12 protein-coding genes and 1 pseudogene are annotated in these 18913 nt (G+C 51.4%); 2 read left to right on the forward strand and 11 right to left on the reverse strand.

Annotated features, from left to right (window positions below):
- Positions 1-10 precede the first annotated feature (10 nt).
- The 3 genes from MWU63_RS04585 to MWU63_RS04595 all read right to left on the reverse strand — a co-directional run bounded on the left by MWU63_RS04585 (position 11) and on the right by MWU63_RS04595 (position 5263).
- A complete protein-coding gene (locus MWU63_RS04585; protein ID WP_213888199.1) occupies positions 11-1471 on the reverse strand; it encodes a biotin carboxylase in 1461 nt (486 codons plus the stop codon).
- 14 nt (positions 1472-1485) lie between these two features.
- Complete coding sequence (locus MWU63_RS04590; protein ID WP_213888200.1) at positions 1486-4224, reverse strand: ornithine decarboxylase; 2739 nt, start codon at positions 4222-4224, stop codon at positions 1486-1488.
- Between the two features lie 73 nt (positions 4225-4297).
- Positions 4298-5263 carry a carbon-nitrogen hydrolase family protein gene (locus tag MWU63_RS04595; protein WP_213888201.1) on the reverse strand — a complete coding sequence of 322 codons (966 nt, stop codon included), beginning with the start codon at positions 5261-5263 and terminating at the stop codon, positions 4298-4300.
- A 491-nt stretch (positions 5264-5754) separates the two neighbouring features.
- Here MWU63_RS04595 and MWU63_RS04600 point away from each other — a divergent pair.
- Positions 5755-7366, forward strand: a pseudogene (locus tag MWU63_RS04600) (FMN-binding glutamate synthase family protein).
- 60 nt (positions 7367-7426) lie between these two features.
- Here the strand turns inward: MWU63_RS04600 and gabT are convergent.
- On the reverse strand, positions 7427-8806 hold the full coding sequence (gene gabT, locus MWU63_RS04605) for a 4-aminobutyrate--2-oxoglutarate transaminase (protein WP_213888203.1): 1380 nt from the start codon (positions 8804-8806) through the stop codon (positions 7427-7429).
- Positions 8807-9025: 219 nt separating this feature from the next.
- Here gabT and MWU63_RS04610 point away from each other — a divergent pair, with 219 nt between their 5' ends.
- Positions 9026-9598 carry a cupin domain-containing protein gene (locus tag MWU63_RS04610; RefSeq protein WP_213888204.1) on the forward strand — a complete coding sequence of 191 codons (573 nt, stop codon included), beginning with the start codon at positions 9026-9028 and terminating at the stop codon, positions 9596-9598.
- 7 nt (positions 9599-9605) lie between these two features.
- Here the strand turns inward: MWU63_RS04610 and MWU63_RS04615 are convergent, their stop codons facing one another.
- The 7 genes from MWU63_RS04615 to phnY form a co-directional block, all read right to left on the reverse strand.
- Positions 9606-10577: a response regulator gene (locus MWU63_RS04615; RefSeq protein WP_213888205.1), complete on the reverse strand. Its 972-nt coding sequence runs from the start codon at positions 10575-10577 to the stop codon at positions 9606-9608.
- 216 nt (positions 10578-10793) lie between these two features.
- Entirely contained in the window at positions 10794-12800 is a 2007-nt protein-coding gene (locus tag MWU63_RS04620) for a putative 2-aminoethylphosphonate ABC transporter permease subunit (RefSeq protein ID WP_213888206.1), read from the reverse strand.
- Positions 12797-13912, reverse strand: coding sequence for a putative 2-aminoethylphosphonate ABC transporter ATP-binding protein (locus tag MWU63_RS04625; protein WP_213888207.1), 1116 nt, complete (start codon positions 13910-13912; stop codon positions 12797-12799). Before MWU63_RS04625 ends, MWU63_RS04620 begins: the two co-directional genes overlap by 4 nt.
- Before the next feature lie 126 nt (positions 13913-14038).
- Positions 14039-15055: a putative 2-aminoethylphosphonate ABC transporter substrate-binding protein gene (locus MWU63_RS04630; protein WP_213888208.1), complete on the reverse strand. Its 1017-nt coding sequence runs from the start codon at positions 15053-15055 to the stop codon at positions 14039-14041.
- A 126-nt stretch (positions 15056-15181) separates the two neighbouring features.
- Positions 15182-16021 (reverse strand): EamA family transporter, encoded by an 840-nt coding sequence (locus MWU63_RS04635; protein WP_213888209.1) that lies wholly within the window; start codon positions 16019-16021, stop codon positions 15182-15184.
- Positions 16018-17388, reverse strand: a complete 1371-nt coding sequence (locus MWU63_RS04640; RefSeq protein WP_213888210.1) for an aspartate aminotransferase family protein — start codon at positions 17386-17388, stop codon at positions 16018-16020. The genes MWU63_RS04635 and MWU63_RS04640 overlap by 4 nt, the downstream gene beginning before the upstream one ends.
- Before the next feature lie 58 nt (positions 17389-17446).
- Positions 17447-18898, reverse strand: a complete 1452-nt coding sequence (gene phnY / locus MWU63_RS04645) for a phosphonoacetaldehyde dehydrogenase (protein ID WP_213888211.1) — start codon at positions 18896-18898, stop codon at positions 17447-17449.
- Positions 18899-18913: the final 15 nt, after the last annotated feature.

Below are 18913 nucleotides of genomic sequence, written 5' to 3' on the forward strand. Positions count from 1 at the left end.
TCGCCTTTTGTCAGAGGATTTTGAAGGCTGGGTCCGCCAAGGATGGGCTTGCTTCGACCGTTGGTAAGGGCCTTGCCGCGACGGACTGTTTTATGCCGTGAATCCATCGTTTCGCTCTTTCGTTAAGCTGAAAGTTTTTCGTCATCGAGCGACCACGAGTCACAAGAATGCCAATGTCAGCACCTTCATACCGATAATCACCCGGCTGCAGAATACGCAAGAAGAAAGCTTCGTTTTCGCTCTCTACCGCGCGGCGGTGATAGTCAAACCTGTCAAAGATCACACTTCCGTCAGAAAGCATTTTGTAAATGCCGGTTTCCGGAACTTCGGTACAAATGTCTACACTGTCATCGGTATGTTTGATAACCATCTGCGACCAACTGTCGATCATTGACGGGTCGGCCCAGCGGTTATTTAGTTCATTTACATCCAGATCGAATTTCTTTTTCGAGAATTCGAGCAGATGGAACAGGAACAACGGCGCGTCCGCATGGGCAAAGGCCGCGTGGTTCGTCATTGACGACGCCCCGGTGATCCTTGGGTTAAGTTCACCAAGCCAAAGGTCGCCCGTTTTTTTGTCGATCAGAAAGTCGAGTTCAAAGTAGCCGCGGTAGCCTTCTTTTCTGAGTTGTTCACCAAATTTGAACGTCAGTTCCCTTGCCCGTTGCCGTACTTTGGGTGGAAAGGCAGTCGACAAAATCTCGTTTCCACACCAGCCACCGCGATAGGGTGTCAGGTCCTTGAAGCCAACGAGTTCCGTCATTAGCGGACCAACAATGGTCCCCTCTTTTGTGGCACATGCCTCGATCGCAGAACCTCGACAATCGATCCGCTTCATGATCTTGATCTCGCCCTCGCCCACGATTTCATGTTCGTGGCGGCGAAAGTCGGCCTCGGATTTAATAAAGAACGTCGTGTGACCTGAATCCCCAAAAGCAGACTGAAGCACAAGGTCATGACCAATCCCGGCTTTTTCGCAGGTCTTCTTCAGGTCTGCGTAATCTTTGACATCCGCCAAAACATTCGGCACCGAAGGAACGCCTGCTTTGTTGCCGATGCGGACGGTCTCGATTTTGTTGTCCATATTTGTCCGCAGCTTCGCCTTTGGAAACCAGACTTCCGCACCAAGTTCTTTTGAAAGACGCTCTGTTTCTTCGTCAAACATCAGGAATACAAACTTGGGCTTGCCACCACGCCGTTTGATAAAGTCGATAACTTCCTTGTGCTGCAACAGATAGTTATTGATATCCTCGATCGATTGGAATTCCGCGTGCGGTTGTTCCGATGGGCAGAAGACATTCGGGTGTTTGCCGCCGTAACAATCGATGTAGCAGATATATTTGAAATTCTTGACCCACTCATCAAGGCCCAACAGATTAAAGTTGGTTGCCGAAATAAAATAGATGGGGTCCTCGTTCCGGTGAAAAAACCGACGGATTTCCGAGATATTTTTAAGCACTGTTGCTGGCATAATATTTCCTCTTCTTATTCGGCTGCAGTGGGAAGTTTTAATTTAATCTGAGACGCTAAAGCTTCGGGCGTAAACACCCGCAGACCCAGATCGGCGCGATAACCGTGAATTTCGTTCACGTCCAGGGCGCGCATAAAGGCAAGGATTTCCTTGCTGACGACCTGCCCTGGCACAAGGATCGGGAAACCCGGTGGATAAGGTATTATGAAAGAGGCTGATACAACCTCTTGCCCGCTATCCATTGCCGCTTTTACGGACCCGTCGAGTTCCAGGTAGTCACAGTTATTCTCGTCGTAACTTAGGAAAAAGGCGCTGCGGATATCTCCTTCAGACGTCACATTGTCTTTCCGGAAAGCATCGTGAAAACGGCTGAAATCTGGCAACGGAGGCAAATCTTCCATCAGATTTTTAACACGCCGGTCGAACGACAACCGTTCCATGCGCGACGCATCATCAAGAAGGTCGTCCAGCCCTTTGGCAATTTCGACCAGAACCTCGATAAGATAGGCAACAGACGAACGTGTTGTCCCGATGTTCGTCATAAACAAAACCGTATTGCGCGAGGTTTTATTGATCTGAATACCGTATTGATCCATCAGAATATCAGTTTTGAACGTATCCCCATCCCAACCGGTGCCACCAACGGCAAGGGTTACGCGCGTCGCATCCAGAACGAATTCGTCCTTTTCCCAACAATCCCAGATATCTGTCCAACCCTGTTCAGAGTCGTAATAGCTCGTCACACCGCTTTCGCGATGCTTCTCAGGAATCATGTCACCCGCGGTCAGGACTTTGAAGTATTTCTGAAGCAACGGGTGCGTTGAAATAGCACGCCGCATCGACATGGCGGCCTCGACCTGACGCTGAACAAATTCGAAACCCTCCAGTTCGACCTGACGGCGACCGACATCAAGCGACGCGATGATCTGATAGTTGGGCGATGTCGATGTGTGGGTCATGTAGGCTTCGTGAAAAGACTGTTCGACCTCACCTTTGAAATCCTGATCGTTCACATGGATCATGGAGCCCTGTCGCAAGCTAGTAAGGGTTTTATGCGTTGATTGCGTCGCATAGGTCCTGACCCGCGCATTGGGCGGCGGGATAAGCCGTGTGTTCAGCAGGGTTTCCGTATCCGCATCCTTTAACTTTTCCTGCTGTTTTTCATACGCTTTGAGATGGCTCTCACTTCTGAACTTCTCTCGAAGTACATTGGCGGCATTCATCGCGGTACGCTGACGATATGTCGGGCCAAAACGCGCAAACGCAAACCAGGCCTCATCCCAAAGGAAAATAAGATCTGGCTTAATCGCCAGACATTCCTCCATCACGCGCTCGACGTTGTAGACAATACCGTCAAACGTACAGTTGGTCAGCAAAAGCATCCGAACGCGGTCAAGCTTGCCCGCAGCCTTAAGCGCAAGCAATTGGTGCTTGATATCCCTTAACGGAACCGCGCCATACATCGAGTATTCATTAAGGGGGTAGCTGTCGAGGTACACAACCTGCGCACCGCTCAGCACCATACCGTAGTGATGCGATTTGTGGCAATCGCGGTCGACCAGCACGATATCTCCTGGACGAACAAGGGCTTGCACGACGATCTTATTGCATGTCGAGGTGCCGTTTGTTGCAAAAAAGGTCTGTTTTGACCCGAAGGCACGGCTGGCCAGTTCCTGCGCTTCTTTGATGGGACCATGCGGTTCCAGCAAACTGTCAAGCCCACCCGAGGTGGCAGAAGTTTCCGCAAGAAAAATATTCGGGCCGTAAAAAGCCCCCATATCCTGTATCCAGTGACTTCGCGAAATGGATTTTCCGCGGCTGATCGGCATCGCGTGAAAGACGCCTGTAGGCTGCTTTGAATATTCAACCAGTGCGGTGAAAAACGGTGTTTTTTGGCGCGCTTGCACCCCTCTCAGAATGTTAAGGTGCAGTTCCATGAAATCTTCTTGGTTATAGAAAACACGGCGACATATGCCTAAATCCAAACCTGCGATATCTTCGACAGAGCGTTCTGTAACAAGATAAGCGTCTAGTTCTGGTCGCACCCTTGCAATCAGGCGGCACAATTCCGGACCATAGTCTTCGGGCCGCAAAGCTTCCAGTTCTTCCTGCCCACCAGCGCGGTTCAGGTACCGTGCAAGTGTTGGCTGATCAAGTTTTGACTTCAGGACAAGCCCAGGCCGGACAACAATGGCCTGAATATTATGATTAAACAGGATGGCAATTAGCGCATCCTCTAGGCTTGGCACAACCACGGCTTCGAAAAGGTAAGGGTCTTCAGGCCGCCGCATACGTAAAACATTGCTTTTCAACCAACGTTCCTGATGCTCGTTCACCTCGTCAACGATCAGTACCTCGAAATAGGGTTTGCTCATGGCACGCGCTTCCGGGGAAAGCATGGCCTCGTCGTCATGTTCCTCTTTGTCGACTGAATCCCGCTCAAGAGGTATATGGCGCCTACGATAGGCACCTGTTGTAAGTGCGCGAGTCACACGATGTACGGAAAACGCAAGATCTTCATATTTGCGATGCTCAAACTGGCGCCGCATGTGATCAAAGGCTGACATCCCGGGGAAGGCCCAGTACGGCTCTATCAACGCGAGAGAGTTGAACAACTCCTCTATCTTTTTGTGCAGTTCTCCGGATTTCTTGCATTGCGGATCATTAGAAAGCGACCTTGTCACTTCGCGCAATGCGCTCCAGCGATCTGAACGGAGCTGGATCGCAGAATAGTAGTCATTCACAGATTGCATCAGTCGTTCTCCACTTTTTTAAGCGAACGACCAATGCAATTCCAAGAACGTTTTTCGTGAACTGTCTGGTCGCTTAGCCGCTAGATATCTTGCCCAGAAAGGATGAAATCCCATGAGCCCGGTTTCTGGTTTCTTTTACTGGCTGATCGTCTGTCGGAACATCAACGCGCAGCCCTGCGCGCGAGCCTTGTTGGGGAATTTCAAGAGGTCCAAGCGTATGCAAAAAAGCATCCGTCCCGCTGTTACGGTCGTAGACAGAAAAGTCGACAGACCGGTCGCGGAAACTTTTCAAGACTTGCCCCAAACCCTTCATACCGGTTTCACGCTGGCGCCGAACCATGCTCAAGTCAATCTCGATGGGGAACATGTCTTCCTGCCCGCCGGATTGGTGCAGTACGGTCGAGGCCGGATCAATTACGCAAGACTTACCGACACCCCCGGCACCTAAGCCATTGACATCAAAGACATAGCACTGAAATTGCGCTGCTGTTGCGCGCGCGATAGCAAGCTCTGCGTCACGGTCTGTTGTACCCGTAAGAACGGGATGCAAAAGAACCTCAACACCCTGGCTTGTCAGTTGTCTGGTGGTCTCCGGGAACCAGATGTCATAGCAAATCGACAGTCCAAAACGCCCAACTTCGGGGACATCAAAAACGCAGAAATCGGTTCCGGCTGTGATCCCCGCCTCATAGGGGCGAAATGGGAACATTTTACTGTAACGCGCCACGATATCCCCGTCCGGGTTAATCACGACTGAGCTATTAAACACACGCCCGTCTTCTGCTTTTTCAAACATCGATCCGGGAATGAGCCAGACCTTGTGACGACGAGCCGCCTCGCGAAACCGGTCAACAACGTCATTTTCTCTCGGCAGAGCAAACCGATCCAACGGGCCAAATGGTGCCAGCTCGCTGAACAGGACCATTTGCGTCCACGGGAACCGCAGCATCACAATATCCAACCGCTGGATCATGTAGTCGACATTTGATTGTAGCGCGTTCACATACATCTGAACGCCGGCGATTGCGAAAGGGGTCATACAGAAAAGTCTCCATAAGCGCAGACAGCTCCATCTGGAACAAAACCGTAAGAATCTGCGTTGCGCACCTCTTACCCCCTAATACCTAGAACCGAAATAGCAGAATGTCGCTTAATAAAAACAACGCCACAAGCGTTGTAAAGAACCTTCAAACTGCGTTGTTCGCTGCACATCATATTCAGTAAAGACGTCCCATTCCGCACTTAATTCCATGACTAATTATGAGCTTTATCTTAATTTTACCTGTCTATGGACTTACCACAATCTGTTACTTCTGAGTTTTGTCAACAGATATATTCAAATTGAATCACCAGATGTACTGTTTATTATTCTAATCACTTGTTTCTTGAGCAAGTAAAATGTGCCTGGCAAAAAAATCTTGAGAAGCCAACAAGCGCGATGTCTTTTGCATTAATTTTTTGTTGCGATAATGTTGCCCAAAAGGTGGCACGTAAAACAGCACCCCAAATTAGGGACGGGAGAAATGGTTAATGTCGAAACTCATATCATTGGAGCGCTACGCGGTGTTTTTAGGCGTCGCCCTTTTGACGGTTCTGTCTCTTGTTGCAGCATATTGGTTTGCTTGGATGCTGGTACCAGCCTTGTTTTTCGCAGCCCTCACCGCCCTTGGGGTTCATGATGTCACCCAGCCCCGCCATTCTATTTTGCGAAATTACCCGGTGCTGGGGCATATGCGGTTCCTTTTTGAGGGTGTTCGCCCGGAAATCCGCCAATACCTGATCGAAAGCGATCAGGATGAAGAACCCTTTAGCCGCGATGACCGTTCGCTTGTATACCAGCGCGCCAAAGGTGTGGAAGACAAACGTCCTTTTGGCACCCGTAAACGCGTTTATGACGCCGGATACGCATGGCTCACGCATTCGATACAGCCCGTTCACCTGACAGATACAGATTTTCGGGTCAGAATTGGGAATGACGCCTGTAAAAAGCCTTATGATGCGTCGCTTTATAATATTTCCGCGATGAGTTTTGGTGCCCTTTCAGCGAATGCAATTCTGGCTTTGAACACCGGTGCGAAAATAGGCGGCTTCGCCCATGACACGGGCGAAGGTGGGGTCAGCAGATACCACCGTGAAGGTGGCGGCGATCTGATTTATGAAGTTGGTTCAGGATATTTCGGGTGTCGCGCAGATGATGGAAGCTTTAACGCAGACAGGTTTGCAGAACAATCTGCAAGTGATCAGATTAAGATGATTGAAGTCAAACTCAGCCAGGGCGCTAAGCCCGGGCATGGGGGCATGTTGCCCGCCTCAAAAATCTCGCCCGAAATTGCCGAAGCGCGTGGGGTGCCGATGGGGCAGGACTGTGTCTCGCCAGCGTCGCACAGTGCTTTTTCCACACCGATAGAAATGATGGAGTTTCTGGATCTTTTGCGCGAAAGATCAGGTGGCAAACCCGTCGGATTCAAACTTTGTATCGGGCACCGGCGCGAATTCATGTGCATCGTTAAAAGCGATGCTGAAAACCGGCGTCGTGCCAGATTTCATTGTCGTTGATGGCACCGAAGGTGGCACGGGTGCTGCCCCTGTAGAATTTGCAAACCACGTCGGAATGCCGATGACCGAAGGGCTGACTTTCGTTCACAACACGCTACGTGGTGCGGGATTGCGTGATCAGGTAAAAATTGGTGCTGCGGGCAAGCTGATCACCGCGTTCGACATTGCACGCGCATTGGCCCTTGGCGCAGATTGGGTGAATTCAGCGCGCGGCTTCATGTTCGCGATCGGCTGTATCCAGGCGCAGGCCTGCCATACCAACCACTGCCCGGTTGGTGTCGCAACCCAAGACCCGCTTCGTCAGCACGCGCTTGACGTGAACAACAAAAGCCAGCGTGTTGCCCGGTTTCATGACAACACACTTAAAGCGCTTGGAGAGATGGCAGGCGCCGCTGGCCTGTCAGATCCACGGCACTTCCTGCCGCATCATTTTATGACGCGCCAAAGCGATGCACAGATGGTCACAGGCGATGAAGCCTACCCCTATTTACCCGAAGGGTTCTTGCTGAAAAAAGGTGCAGACCAATCTGGCTACAAAGAGCGTTGGAACCGAGCGCGCGCAGAAAGTTTTCAGCCCGTTCAATAAGAAAAAGGCGCATAGAACGCTATGCGCCTTTTATCAGAGAAGTTGCTTTTCAGGGGCGGTTTATTGCTCTGCAACGGCTGCAGTCAGCGCCTCTTCAAAGATACTCAAACCTTCTTCGATAATCTCATCAGACGCGGTCAATGGCACCATGATGCGAACCGCATTTCCGTGCATGCCACAAGACAGCAGGATCAGACCGCGTTTCAGCGCATGCGCACAAACCGATTTGGTCAGAGCAGCGTCTGGAGTTGCGGTTTCAAAATCCGTTACGAACTCAACGGCAAGCATTGCGCCCAAACCGCGGATGTCCCACATCCGGTAGGGGGCAGCACGGGCACCAATTTCTGCAAAACGGCTGCGGAAATGTTCCCCAAGTGCTGTCGAGCGGGCCAAAAGCCCCTCTTCCTCGATTGCCTGAATCGCGGCAAGCGCGGCTGCACAGGCAACAGGGTTGCCACCGTAGGTTCCGCCAAGGCCACCGGGCGCCAGCGCGTCCATAACGTCGGCACGGCCAATGACACCAGCGATCGGATAGCCGCCCGCCATACTTTTGGCGACGGTGATAAGGTCAGGAACAACACCGGAATGCTCGATAGCGAACCATGTGCCGGTACGGCCGAACCCTGCCTGAACTTCATCAGCAATAAGCAGAATACCGTGTTTGTCGCAAATTCCGCGCAGGGCCTGCATCAGTTCGGTCGGGACAGGGTAGTACCCGCCCTCGCCCAGCACCGGCTCCAGAATAATTGCTGCAATACGATCTGGCTGCGCATCTGTCAGGAAAAGATTTTCCAGCGCCGTCAAAGCATCAGCAACTGTAATGTCGTTGCGCTTGCTTGGGAACGGAGCACGGAAGACATCGGCAGGGAACGGGCCAACGTCCTTCTTATAAGGCGAAATCTTCCCGGTCATACCCAAGGTCAGCAGCGTGCGGCCATGATAGGCGCCGGTGAAGGCAATAACACCTGTACGACCAGTTGCAGCACGCGCAATTTTGACCGCGTTCTCGACAGCTTCGGCACCTGTGGTCACCAGCAGCGTTTTCTTGGCAAAATCGCCGGGTGCGAGTGCATTCAGCTTTTCAGCAAGTGCAACATAAGGCTCGTAAGGTACAACCTGAAAGCTGGTGTGCGTGTAGTGATCTTCCTGGGCTTTCGCCGCCTCAACCACCTTCGGATGGCGATGACCCGTGTTCAAAACCGCAATGCCGCCAGCAAAGTCGATGTAGCGGTTGCCTTCAACATCCCATAGCTCTGCGTTTTCTGCGTGGCTTGCAAAAACAGGTGCCGCTGATGCAACCCCATGTGGTACCGCCGCCTGACGGCGCGCCAAAAGCGAAGCATTGGTTTTAGCGTCTGGCGTCGCGCTTGAAACAACCTCGATTTTGGCTTTTTTCTTCGCACGCGCTCTCGCGGGTTTCTCTTTCACAACATTTGCCATAATAAACTTTCCTTCATAACGTGACGGCTTGAACTGTTTAGTATTTCAATACGGTGTTTATTTTAATTGTCAATCATGCGAAATACTAAAATAAATCGCGATTCAAAACACTAAAAATACTCTGTTTTGCTTTCCGCTTTGTCATTGTGATGCGGCAACGATAAATAATGCATTGAACAATATAAGAATTCAGGGTGTGATCCACAAAAGGCCAGTCAATTGGATATCGGAAAAAAGCTACAATCTGTAAGAAAACAGCGCGGATTGTCTCAGCGGGAACTTGCTAGTCGGGCCGGTTTGACGAATGGCACAATCTCGTTGATTGAGAAGAACAAGACCAGCCCTTCCATCGCATCGCTTAAAAGCCTGCTCGACGCCATTCCCATGAGCATGTCGGAATTCTTTTCTTCATTTGACGATGAAAACACGCCGAAGTATTTTTTCACCGCCAGCGAGTTCACCGAGATTGCGCCGCAAGTTTCAGGCGACAGCCCGGGGGCATCTGCACAGGTGTCTTTGAGGCAGATCGGCGGCTCATCCCATCACGCGCTACTGATGCTGTACGAAACCTACCCGCCTGAATCCGATACCGGTGTCGAACTTCTTTCGCATGAGGCGGAGGAAGCGGGTGTTGTCATAAGCGGTTCGATTGAAATCACCGTCAGCGATCAGGTTCGTGTTCTAAGCGCGGGGGATGGTTATATCTTTGACAGTCGCCTGCCGCACAGGTTTCGTAACACAGGCCAGCAGGAGTGCGTGATCGTAAGCGCCAGCACCCCTCCAACCTTCTAATCCGGCTTTAAGACACCCACCGATGTTTGTTTTCATAGGGCATGGTCTGCATGGGTTTTCCTGCAACACGCGTGATCGCCAGTTGAAAAATACGATCAGGGCTCTTTGAAAAACTAAGATGTGGCTTCAACGGATCACCCATTGAAACGCTGACGACTGCTGGGGTTCCGTTGTCATAGCTCAGCTGCTTACTTTGAATAAGTTGCTGGGTATGCTGCTCCAGCAACTCGTGGCTTTCACGGCCCGAATTCTGGAAAATACAAACAAAGACGCCTTTTCCAACGTAGGACATCAGGAAAAAGCCCCTGGACATCAGTGTTTCGGATATAGCGCAGCCAACTTCTTTCACGAGACGCAAGAATTCCGAAGAGCTGCCCTGCGTGTGAATAATTTCGGCCTGATCGACCTTCACGGCAAAGATCGTTGAATTGTAGAGCCGCGACTTGGAAAGTTGATTTAGGTAATTTGAAAGCACGTCATATTCGACCGCGCCCTCTATCATTTCCAGACTATTTGCATCCGAAAACTCCACTTTTGCGTCAGTTGAACCATCGGCTTGGCATGTTGGTTCGGAAAACTGACGAGTCCAGTTTTCTTTTTGCTCTGCAATCAGGTTTTCCGCCGCCAGAATTTTTTCTCCAATTGCCATAACATCGAAGGGTTTTGTGACATAATCGGTAGCACCAGCAGCGAAGGCCTGATCGATGTAAGATTTGTCGTTCATTGCCGTCAGCATGAAGATTGGCGTTGTGCGATATCCGGGCAATGCACGGATTTTTCCACAAAGTTCGATCCCGCTCATTCCAGGCATCTGGATATCGAGAAACAGGCAGTCAAATCTGTCGTCTTCGTTTGCGATTGTCGTCAGTGCCTCTTCAGCAGACATGCTGATCGAAACGTCGTGATCCCCGCAATTCGACAAAAGCAACGGTACTAGCTCTGCAATGAACTCGTCATCATCTACTGCCAGAACTTTCATCCCTAAACTCCATAGTTGCATGCGCTGCATTTGGATTCAGCCTAGGGAACAGTGCATAAATATTTATGGAGATATTGTGGCCTAATCGTGTTTTTGCCCGCCAATTCAAGGGTAAATACCGCTTTTCTAACCCTTTTTGATACGAGTTACACATTTTTCAGAACAAATCTCTGGCTCAGCATTTTGTCTGAACTTCAGGCTTTAGCAACAAAACAGCTAACGCTGGCGCCACGCTTCTGAACGCTTCAGAATAGCGCGCGATCCCACGGCATGCAGTAATCTGGCCGCTGCGTTCGTGTAAAATATCATCATGCCCATAGCGGCGGCTGGTGCGATATCGCCTGCGTCATCCATGTTCAGAACCGCGATAGACGCAAGTGCTGTATCGGTTGAATACAGGAACACCACAGCAGAAACCGTCGTCATCGCGTTCACAAACAGATAGATCGAGATGTTCAGTATTGCAGGCATACAGACCGGCACTGTGACTCGCGCAAAGAGCTTGTAAAATGGCTGCTTGAGTGACGAGGCCACGCTCTCGAATTCCGTATCCATCTGCTTAAGGGCCGTCACCGCAGTCAGGTGAGAAACCGTGTAAAAGTGGGTCACTGTCGACACGACCAATATCGCCATCGTCCCGTAGATGAAATTCAAAGGGTTCGCTGGGTTATTAAAGAAGAAGATGTAGGCAAGACCCAGAACCATGCCCGGAATGGCCATGGGCATCATCGCGAGCATCTGGAATCCTGATCTGCCCTTGGTGAAATCGCTGGTTTTCTCGACCATGTAAGCCCCGAGGAAAACCACAACCGTTCCGACAAATGCAGTGAGAAGCCCCAGCTTGATCGAGTTTTTGTAGGCGGCCCACCCGCCCCCATCCATCCGGTCAAAGGCGTAGTTGTTCAGCGAAAGGCTCATATCATAGGGCCAGAACTTGATGAGCGCGGCCATTTGGCAAATTCCGATGATACCCAGAATGAAAACTGCAACAAGGCTGCAGTAAAACAGCCAGCCGGTGTCTGCCTTGCGGTCTGGTTTTGGCTCGAACACGACCGAGCGCGCAGTCAGACCCGCGACTTGTTTTTTCTGCACTTGCCGGTCAATTGCAAAGGCAAGCAAGGCTGGCAGCAAAAGCACAACAGACACAACCGCGCCCATTTCAAAGTTCTGCTGCCCGATCACCTGCTTGTAGATATCAACAGCCAGAACATTGAACTGCCCGCCGATAACCTTTGGCAGACCAAAATCGGTGATCACAAGGTTGAAGACAACAAAGGCCGCCGAGATCAGCCCATACCGCGCCCCGGGAATTGTGACGGTCCAGAACGTACGCCACCTGCTGGCCCGCAAGGATACCGCCGCTTCATAAAGTCGTGCATCAGAGATCGACAAGGCCGTGCCAATGATGAGCATTGCATGGGGAAATGTGAAGAAGACCGAACCAATCACAATTCCGATAGGGCCATAGATGCTCTGCCCCATGAGCAATCCTTTCAGGATGCCCTGATTGCCGAACAAATAGACAAGCGCAATACCCGGCAAAAGGGATGGCACAAGAATGGGTGCCATCGCAACCAGCCTGAAGAAGCCTTTGTATTTCATGCAACTGCGGCTCAACGCGTAGGCAAACCAAAATGCAAGCGTCACTGTTATGATCGTTGAAACCGTCGCAATGAAAACCGAGTTTCCGATCGAACGGAACAATGCAGGGGTCGAAAAATAGCGCGTGAAGTTTGACATACCGCGGCTTTTGACCGGCCTTACAACGACCTTGCGAAAGGTGTTGCTGTCGACCTCCACGCTTTCGGTACCGACGTGCCGTTCTGATCCGACGAGAAAGACAGACTTTTCATCTGTTCCGGCAACACGGTACATCACCGGACTTCTGAAACTAAAGTCCGGAAAAAACTGCGTCAAACTCAGGCGGCCATCTCCCTTGGCCGCCATATCAGAATCGCCCAGCAAACCAAGTTCAGCGTTCAAATCTAATAATGTGACCGGGCCTGTTGTGAAATTGCCTTCCTCATCGCTCGCCTGAACGCTGAACTGGCTAAGATCGTAATTATACACCTCAAACGCTTTGGACAGCATCGCATAAAGCGGAAAAGCAAGGGTGATAATCAGGTAAAGCGCGATGACAACGATAAACCCACGTTGGATCAGCGCGTCCGTGCCAACCTTTTTACGTATCTTTGGACCCGGTATGGATTCGACAGAACTCATTGTTCCGCCCCCGAGGTTTCAGAAAAGGCTTTCAGGCGATCAGCCGGAAGCTCAACTGTAATTTTTTCACCTACTGCCAAAGACAGCCGCCGAACCGCATTGATTGAAAAATCCGCCGTCAGATCCAGACCTTCGGCCTCTTCATCGGATACCGATGTGCGCCAGAAAGACCCCAGAAATTCCATTTCCTTTATCACCACGTCAAATGTGTTTTGCAGCGTTTCAATCACATCAGGCGTACCCGGCAATCGCACGTCTTTGTCATGCGGAATAACGTCTTCGGGGCGAAGCGCGGCAATCACTTTGCTACCGGGTGCGAAATCACCCGTCCGGCACAGCAATGTCCTGTTTCCGACCCTGACTTCACCCTCTTTCGTCACTTCCGCGGGAACCTGGTTCATCTCGCCAATGAAATCCGCAACAAACAGCGACACCGGATCGGTATAAATTTCGGTGGGGGTGCCCACCTGTTCGATCACGCCGTGGTTCATCACGACGATCCTGTCTGCCATTGAGAGCGCTTCTTCCTGATCGTGGGTCACCATGACAGTTGTAACTTTGAGCTTTCTCTGCAGCTCTGTCATTTCGTGACGCAGGTGCACCCTTACTTTGGCATCTAGCGCTGAAAGTGGCTCATCCAATAGCAAAAGCCCCGGTGAGGTCGCGATTGCGCGGGCAAGCGCAATCCGTTGTTGTTGCCCCCCGGAAAGCTGTGCTGGGTATTTGTCACGTTGCTCGGGCAAGCCAATCAGTTGCAGCAACTCGTCGACCCGCTTTTTAACCTCTGCCTTGTTTTTTCCAGCGTTCTCGAGGCCAAAGGAGATATTCTCGCTGATCGTCAGGTTCGGGAAAAGTGCGTAGGACTGAAACACAATCCCAAAATCGCGCTCTGCTGGTGGAAGGTTCGAAACATCTTTTCCAGCCTGATGAATGGTACCTGCAGTCTGAATATCAAGTCCGGCAATTGCCCTTAGCAGCGTGGTCTTGCCGCACCCTGATGGCCCGAGAAAACAAAGGAATTCACCTTCTATGACATCCAGAGAAATATCTCTGAGCGCGACGAATTGCCCAAAGGATTTCCATAAATCCCGGATTTTCAAGAATGTAGTCATTGCAGTTCCTGTTGCTAAGCCACCGCAGAAATTTTTCATGCGATCAAAATGCGTTAAAGCTAAAGCGTGCTGGTTTTAGCGTTGGAGAGATCGGCAAAAACCGATCTCTCCTGGTTTTCAAATCTCTTATTTTGGATCTGATTTTCCGTCATAACGGCTTTGCCATTCTTCAAGAATAGCGGAGCGGTTGTTTGCAGCGAATTCAAAATCATTATCGATCATCATTTCTGCAAGGTTCTCTGGGAAATGCTCGACTGGTTGTGCAACGCCGGGATAAGCAACAACAGCATAGCCTGTGTTGTACATTTCGTTGGCAGCGCGCGTAATGCTCCAGTCAACCAAAGTCTGTGCAGCTTCAAGACTGTCAGTACCTGCAACAATTGCGGTTGCTTCCATGTCCCAACCTACACCTTCAGTTGGCACGATGATTTCGATCGGCGCGCCTGCTGCTTTGGATTTTGCGCCGCGGAAGGCAAAGGAAATACCAATTGGTATTTCACCAGACGCTGCAAGCTTGCAAGGCGCGGAGCCGGAATGGGTGTAGCGTGCAATGTTGTTGTGCAGCCCATCCATATATTCCCAGCCGCCTTCTTCACCAAAGATTTGCAGCCAACTGGACACATCCAGAAAACCGGTTCCCGAAGAATTCGGGTTCGGCATAATCAAATGCCCTTCATAGACAGGGTCAAGCAAGTCTTGCCAGCTTGTCGGGACGGGTAAATCGAGCGCACCTGCTTCGACAGTATTGTAACAAATCGCAGCGACCCAGGCGTCCATGCCAACCCATTGGGGAGGGTCGCTTTGGTCTACGAACTTTGGATCAAGCAGCTCAACGCCCTCAGGCGCATAGGGCTCCAGCATGCCTTCAGATTTGAACAGCAGCAATGAGGTCGCAGCTAAGCCCCAAATCACGTCTGCTTGTGGGTTGTCTTTTTCAGCCAGCAGCTTGGCCGTAATGACACCCGTTGAATCACGCACCCAGTTGATCTGAATATCCGGGTGATCCGCATTAAACATTTCGGCGTATCGCGCAAGGTCTTCGGCTTCGACAGCCGTGTAGACCGTGAGCTCTTCGGCCAGCGCACCAGATGCGAGGCCAACAGCCAGTGCTGACGTTAATAGCCATTTTTTTGAATTGGTCATCTCTCACTCCTTGAAGAACGATTCCGATGGGTGAATCCCACCTTGGTATTGTATTTTGATTATTGTGACAGCTTTACGATAACTAAAATCTATTATTCTTATCGTTCCATCAGCTGAACACATAAGTCAGATTGACGTTGCCATCAAAATGACGCCTGCCAGAACAATCCCTGCAGCTAGAATTCTGGGTTTCCAAGGCCGCTCTCCCAGGAAAAGCACCCCGATCAGCGCTGCAAAGATGACGCTTGTCTCTCGCAGAGTGGACACCAAACCCAATAAGGTCAATGATTTTGCGTAGATCACCAGTCCATAAGCAACCGCTGAAACCAGCCCCCCAACCATTCCCGTGGCCCAGACTGACCGCTTCACAAACAGCATTTCACGCCCCCGTCGCCAGAAAATGAAACCGACGACGAAAATTTCCGAAACAAACAGCCATCCTATATACCCAATTGCGCCCTCCGCAACACGCACACCCATACCGTCAGCAATCGAATACGCCGCAATGCAGGTCCCGGTCGCAAGGGCTGCTCCGGTCGCCTTGGTCGCCGCTGCAGACATAAGTGCGCGTCTGGACAGCAACAGGATGCCTGCACTTACCATCAAGATGCCGGCCCACGCCCCGGCAGGCAGAACCTCACCCACCGCAAACTGTGCCCCTAACGCAACCAGAACTGGCGCTATTCCGCGTGCTATCGGGTAAACCTGCGACAGGTCGCCCAACCTGTAAGAGTGATACAAAAGAAAATAGTAAGCCCAATGGATCAGGGTTGATCCAGCAATGAACGGCCAGCTTGCAACCGCTGGCAGAGGCGCAAGCAAAACCAGCACCAGTCCGAATACAACATGGCCCAGTGAGATCAGCGCCAGCACAATGGCCCTGTCCTCTGACGCCTTGACCAACCCGTTCCAGACAGCATGCAGAACAGCCGCCAGCAGAACAATTGCAAAAGCTGTCGTGCTCACCCCGGGATCATTTCGGAAATCGCCGTTTCCACAATATCAAGGGCGCGATCAAGATCGGCCTTGGCAATGGTAAGCGGCGGGGAAAGGGTCAGCACACACCCTTGGCTGATTTTGAAACTCAGCCCTGCGTCCAGACATTTGTAGTAAATCTGTTCAGCAATATCCTTGCCCGCAGATTTGCTGGCCTTGTCCGTGACAATCTCGACCCCAAACATCAAACCCCGCCCGCGCACATCGCCAACGATTGGGCAATTTTTGCCAAATTCAGATAGTCTGTTCAACGCGTAAAGCCCAAGCTTTGCCGAGCGTTCGACAAGACCCTCTTCTTCGATGATTTCAATCGTTGTCAGGGCAGCACGTGCTGTAACCGGGTTTTTTTCATGCGTGTAATGCCCAATGGCAAAGTCACCACAAACATCCAGGTCTTCATGCGCGATACAGGCGGCAATTGGAAGTATCCCGCCACCCAGCGCCTTACCCAAAACCGCAATATCCGGAACGATATCGTCGTGTTCAAAGGCAAAGAACTTTCCGGTTTTACCAAGGCCCGTTGGAATTTCGTCCATGATCAGCAAGGCACCATGGGCGTTACAGGCCTCGCGCACCACCTTCCAGAATCCTGGTGGTGGTACATAGGGCACGGCGCGCATAGGCTCGGCAATAACGGCGGCGACGTCGCCTTCGCGTTCCAACACAAATTTAACCATTTCAGCACAGGCAAGACCGCAGACATCAGGCCCCGCGTGGTTATAGGGGCAGCGGTAGCACGCGAAAGGTGCCACATGCTCTGTACCCGAAAGCAAAGGGCCGGCGATATGCGAGCGGAAGGTTGCTTCACCACCAACGGACGCAGCCCCAAGCCCTGCCCCATGAAAGGAATCCCAGAACGATATTGTCTTGAACCGCCCAGTCGCAGCCCGGGCAATTTTCAGAGCGACTTCATTGGCATCTGACCCACCTGTCGTAAACAGCGTTTTGTTCAGTTTGCCCGGCGCAATGTCTGCAAGCTTCTCAGCCAGTGCAACTGCGGGCTCATTCGTGAACCTGCGGGGGGCGAAAGGCAAATCATCAAGCTGCGCTTTGATCGCTGCGACAAGTTTTGGATGGCCATATCCGATATGGTGCACCGAATTGCCGTGAAAATCCATGTAACGGCGCCCATCCAGATCTTCAATCCAGATGCCTTCGGCGCGTTTTATTGTGCTCACGCAGGGACTTGAAAGGCTTTGATGAAGAAAGGCATCAGAATCTCGTTTCAGCAATGGTGCAGAATTTGGGCCGATCGATTTTTCGAGCCATTTTTGCCGCGCTTCAGAAGTATTCGACTCCCCTTCCGTGTGGCTGAAACGTTCAAATGTTTTCTTCATGCAGTCCCCCGGAAAAAAGCAAGGCCCGAAGGCCTTGCAGCCATTTCATTGAATTTCTTCAAGTCCACGGGAGGGAGAAAGTCTTGACATTGGTGAAGCTTTTCATGGCTTCGATAACGCCTTCTTTGTAGCCGTTTCCGCTATCCTTGATGCCGCCAAACGGTGACATTTCAATGCGGTAGCCGGGAACTTCCCAGATGTTCACGGTGCCAACGACCAGTCCGGTGATGTAGCGCTGCATCCGGTGGAAATCATTGGTGCAGACACCAGCAGACAGGCCAAAGGCGGTGGAGTTAGAGATTTCCATTGTCTCGTCGTCGTTATCAGGAACACGCACGATCGGAATAACGGGGCCAAAGGTTTCTTCCATCACCAGTTCAGAGCTGTGCGGTACATGATCGACAACAATCGGTGGCAGCAAAGCGCCTTGGCGGCCGGGATTGTAAAGCACCTTGGCACCTTGCTTTTCAGCCATGTAAACACGGTTCTCAAAAACCTCTGCGGCCTGCGCATGAACAACAGTTCCAAGATCGGTGTTGGGGTCCATCGGGTCGCCAAACCTGATTTTCTTGGCACGCTCCAGAACGAGCTCTACAAATTTATCTGCCACGCTTTCCTGACACAGGATACGTTTCACCGCAGTACAGCGCTGACCGGAGTTCTTGGTTGCCCCTGCGACCGCAAGATCAGCCGCCTTGGCCAGATCATCATCACTGAGGTCATTGCAGATTATGAACGGGTCGTTGCCGCCCAGTTCAAGTACCTGACGTTTGTATACGGCCTTACCCGCGATCATCTTGCCAACCGGAACACCACCAGTGAAGGTCACCAGTTCGATGTGTTCGTTGGTGATCATCTCGTCACCAATATCCTGTGGCCAGCCGGTCACGACCGACAGCATCTCTGGTGGCAACCCTGCCTCGTACAGGGCATCCGCGAGCCAGATCGCCGTCAGCGGCGTCAGTTCCGTTGGTTTCACAACCATACAATTGTTCGTCGCAATCGCTGGTGCGATCTTGTGACTGACCATGTTGAGCGGATGGTTGAACGGTGTGATCGCAGAGATCGCACGCAATGGCTCGCGCGTGGTGAATATCTTGCGTGCCTTGCCATGTGGCGTCAAATCGCACGAAAAAATCTCGCCATCATCATGAATGCACATCTGACCGGCCAGCGTGTAAACATCAAAGGCCCGCCCACATTCGTAAAGACTGTCGGAGATCGAAATTCCCAGTTCCGCCGTGATGATCGGCGCAAGCTCTGCCTTGCGTTCATCAATAATTTTGGCGACGTTCAGCAGGATTTTCTGGCGCTCATAGCGTGTGAGTGTCGGCTTGTAATTTGCCGCTATCTCAAACGCTTCGCGCGCATGTTCCGCTGTGCCGGCAGGGACAGAGCCGATCACCTCGTCCGTATAGGGGTAATGCACCTCTACACGGGCTTCGGTGTCAACTTTGCGTCCTGCAATCCGCATGGATTCATGGCGCATCTCGATAGGTGGTTTCCCCATAGTATTCTCCCTGAA

Origin of the sequence: Pseudohalocynthiibacter sp. F2068, assembly GCF_023015645.1 — a bacterium.
GTDB lineage: Bacteria > Pseudomonadota > Alphaproteobacteria > Rhodobacterales > Rhodobacteraceae > Pseudohalocynthiibacter > Pseudohalocynthiibacter aestuariivivens.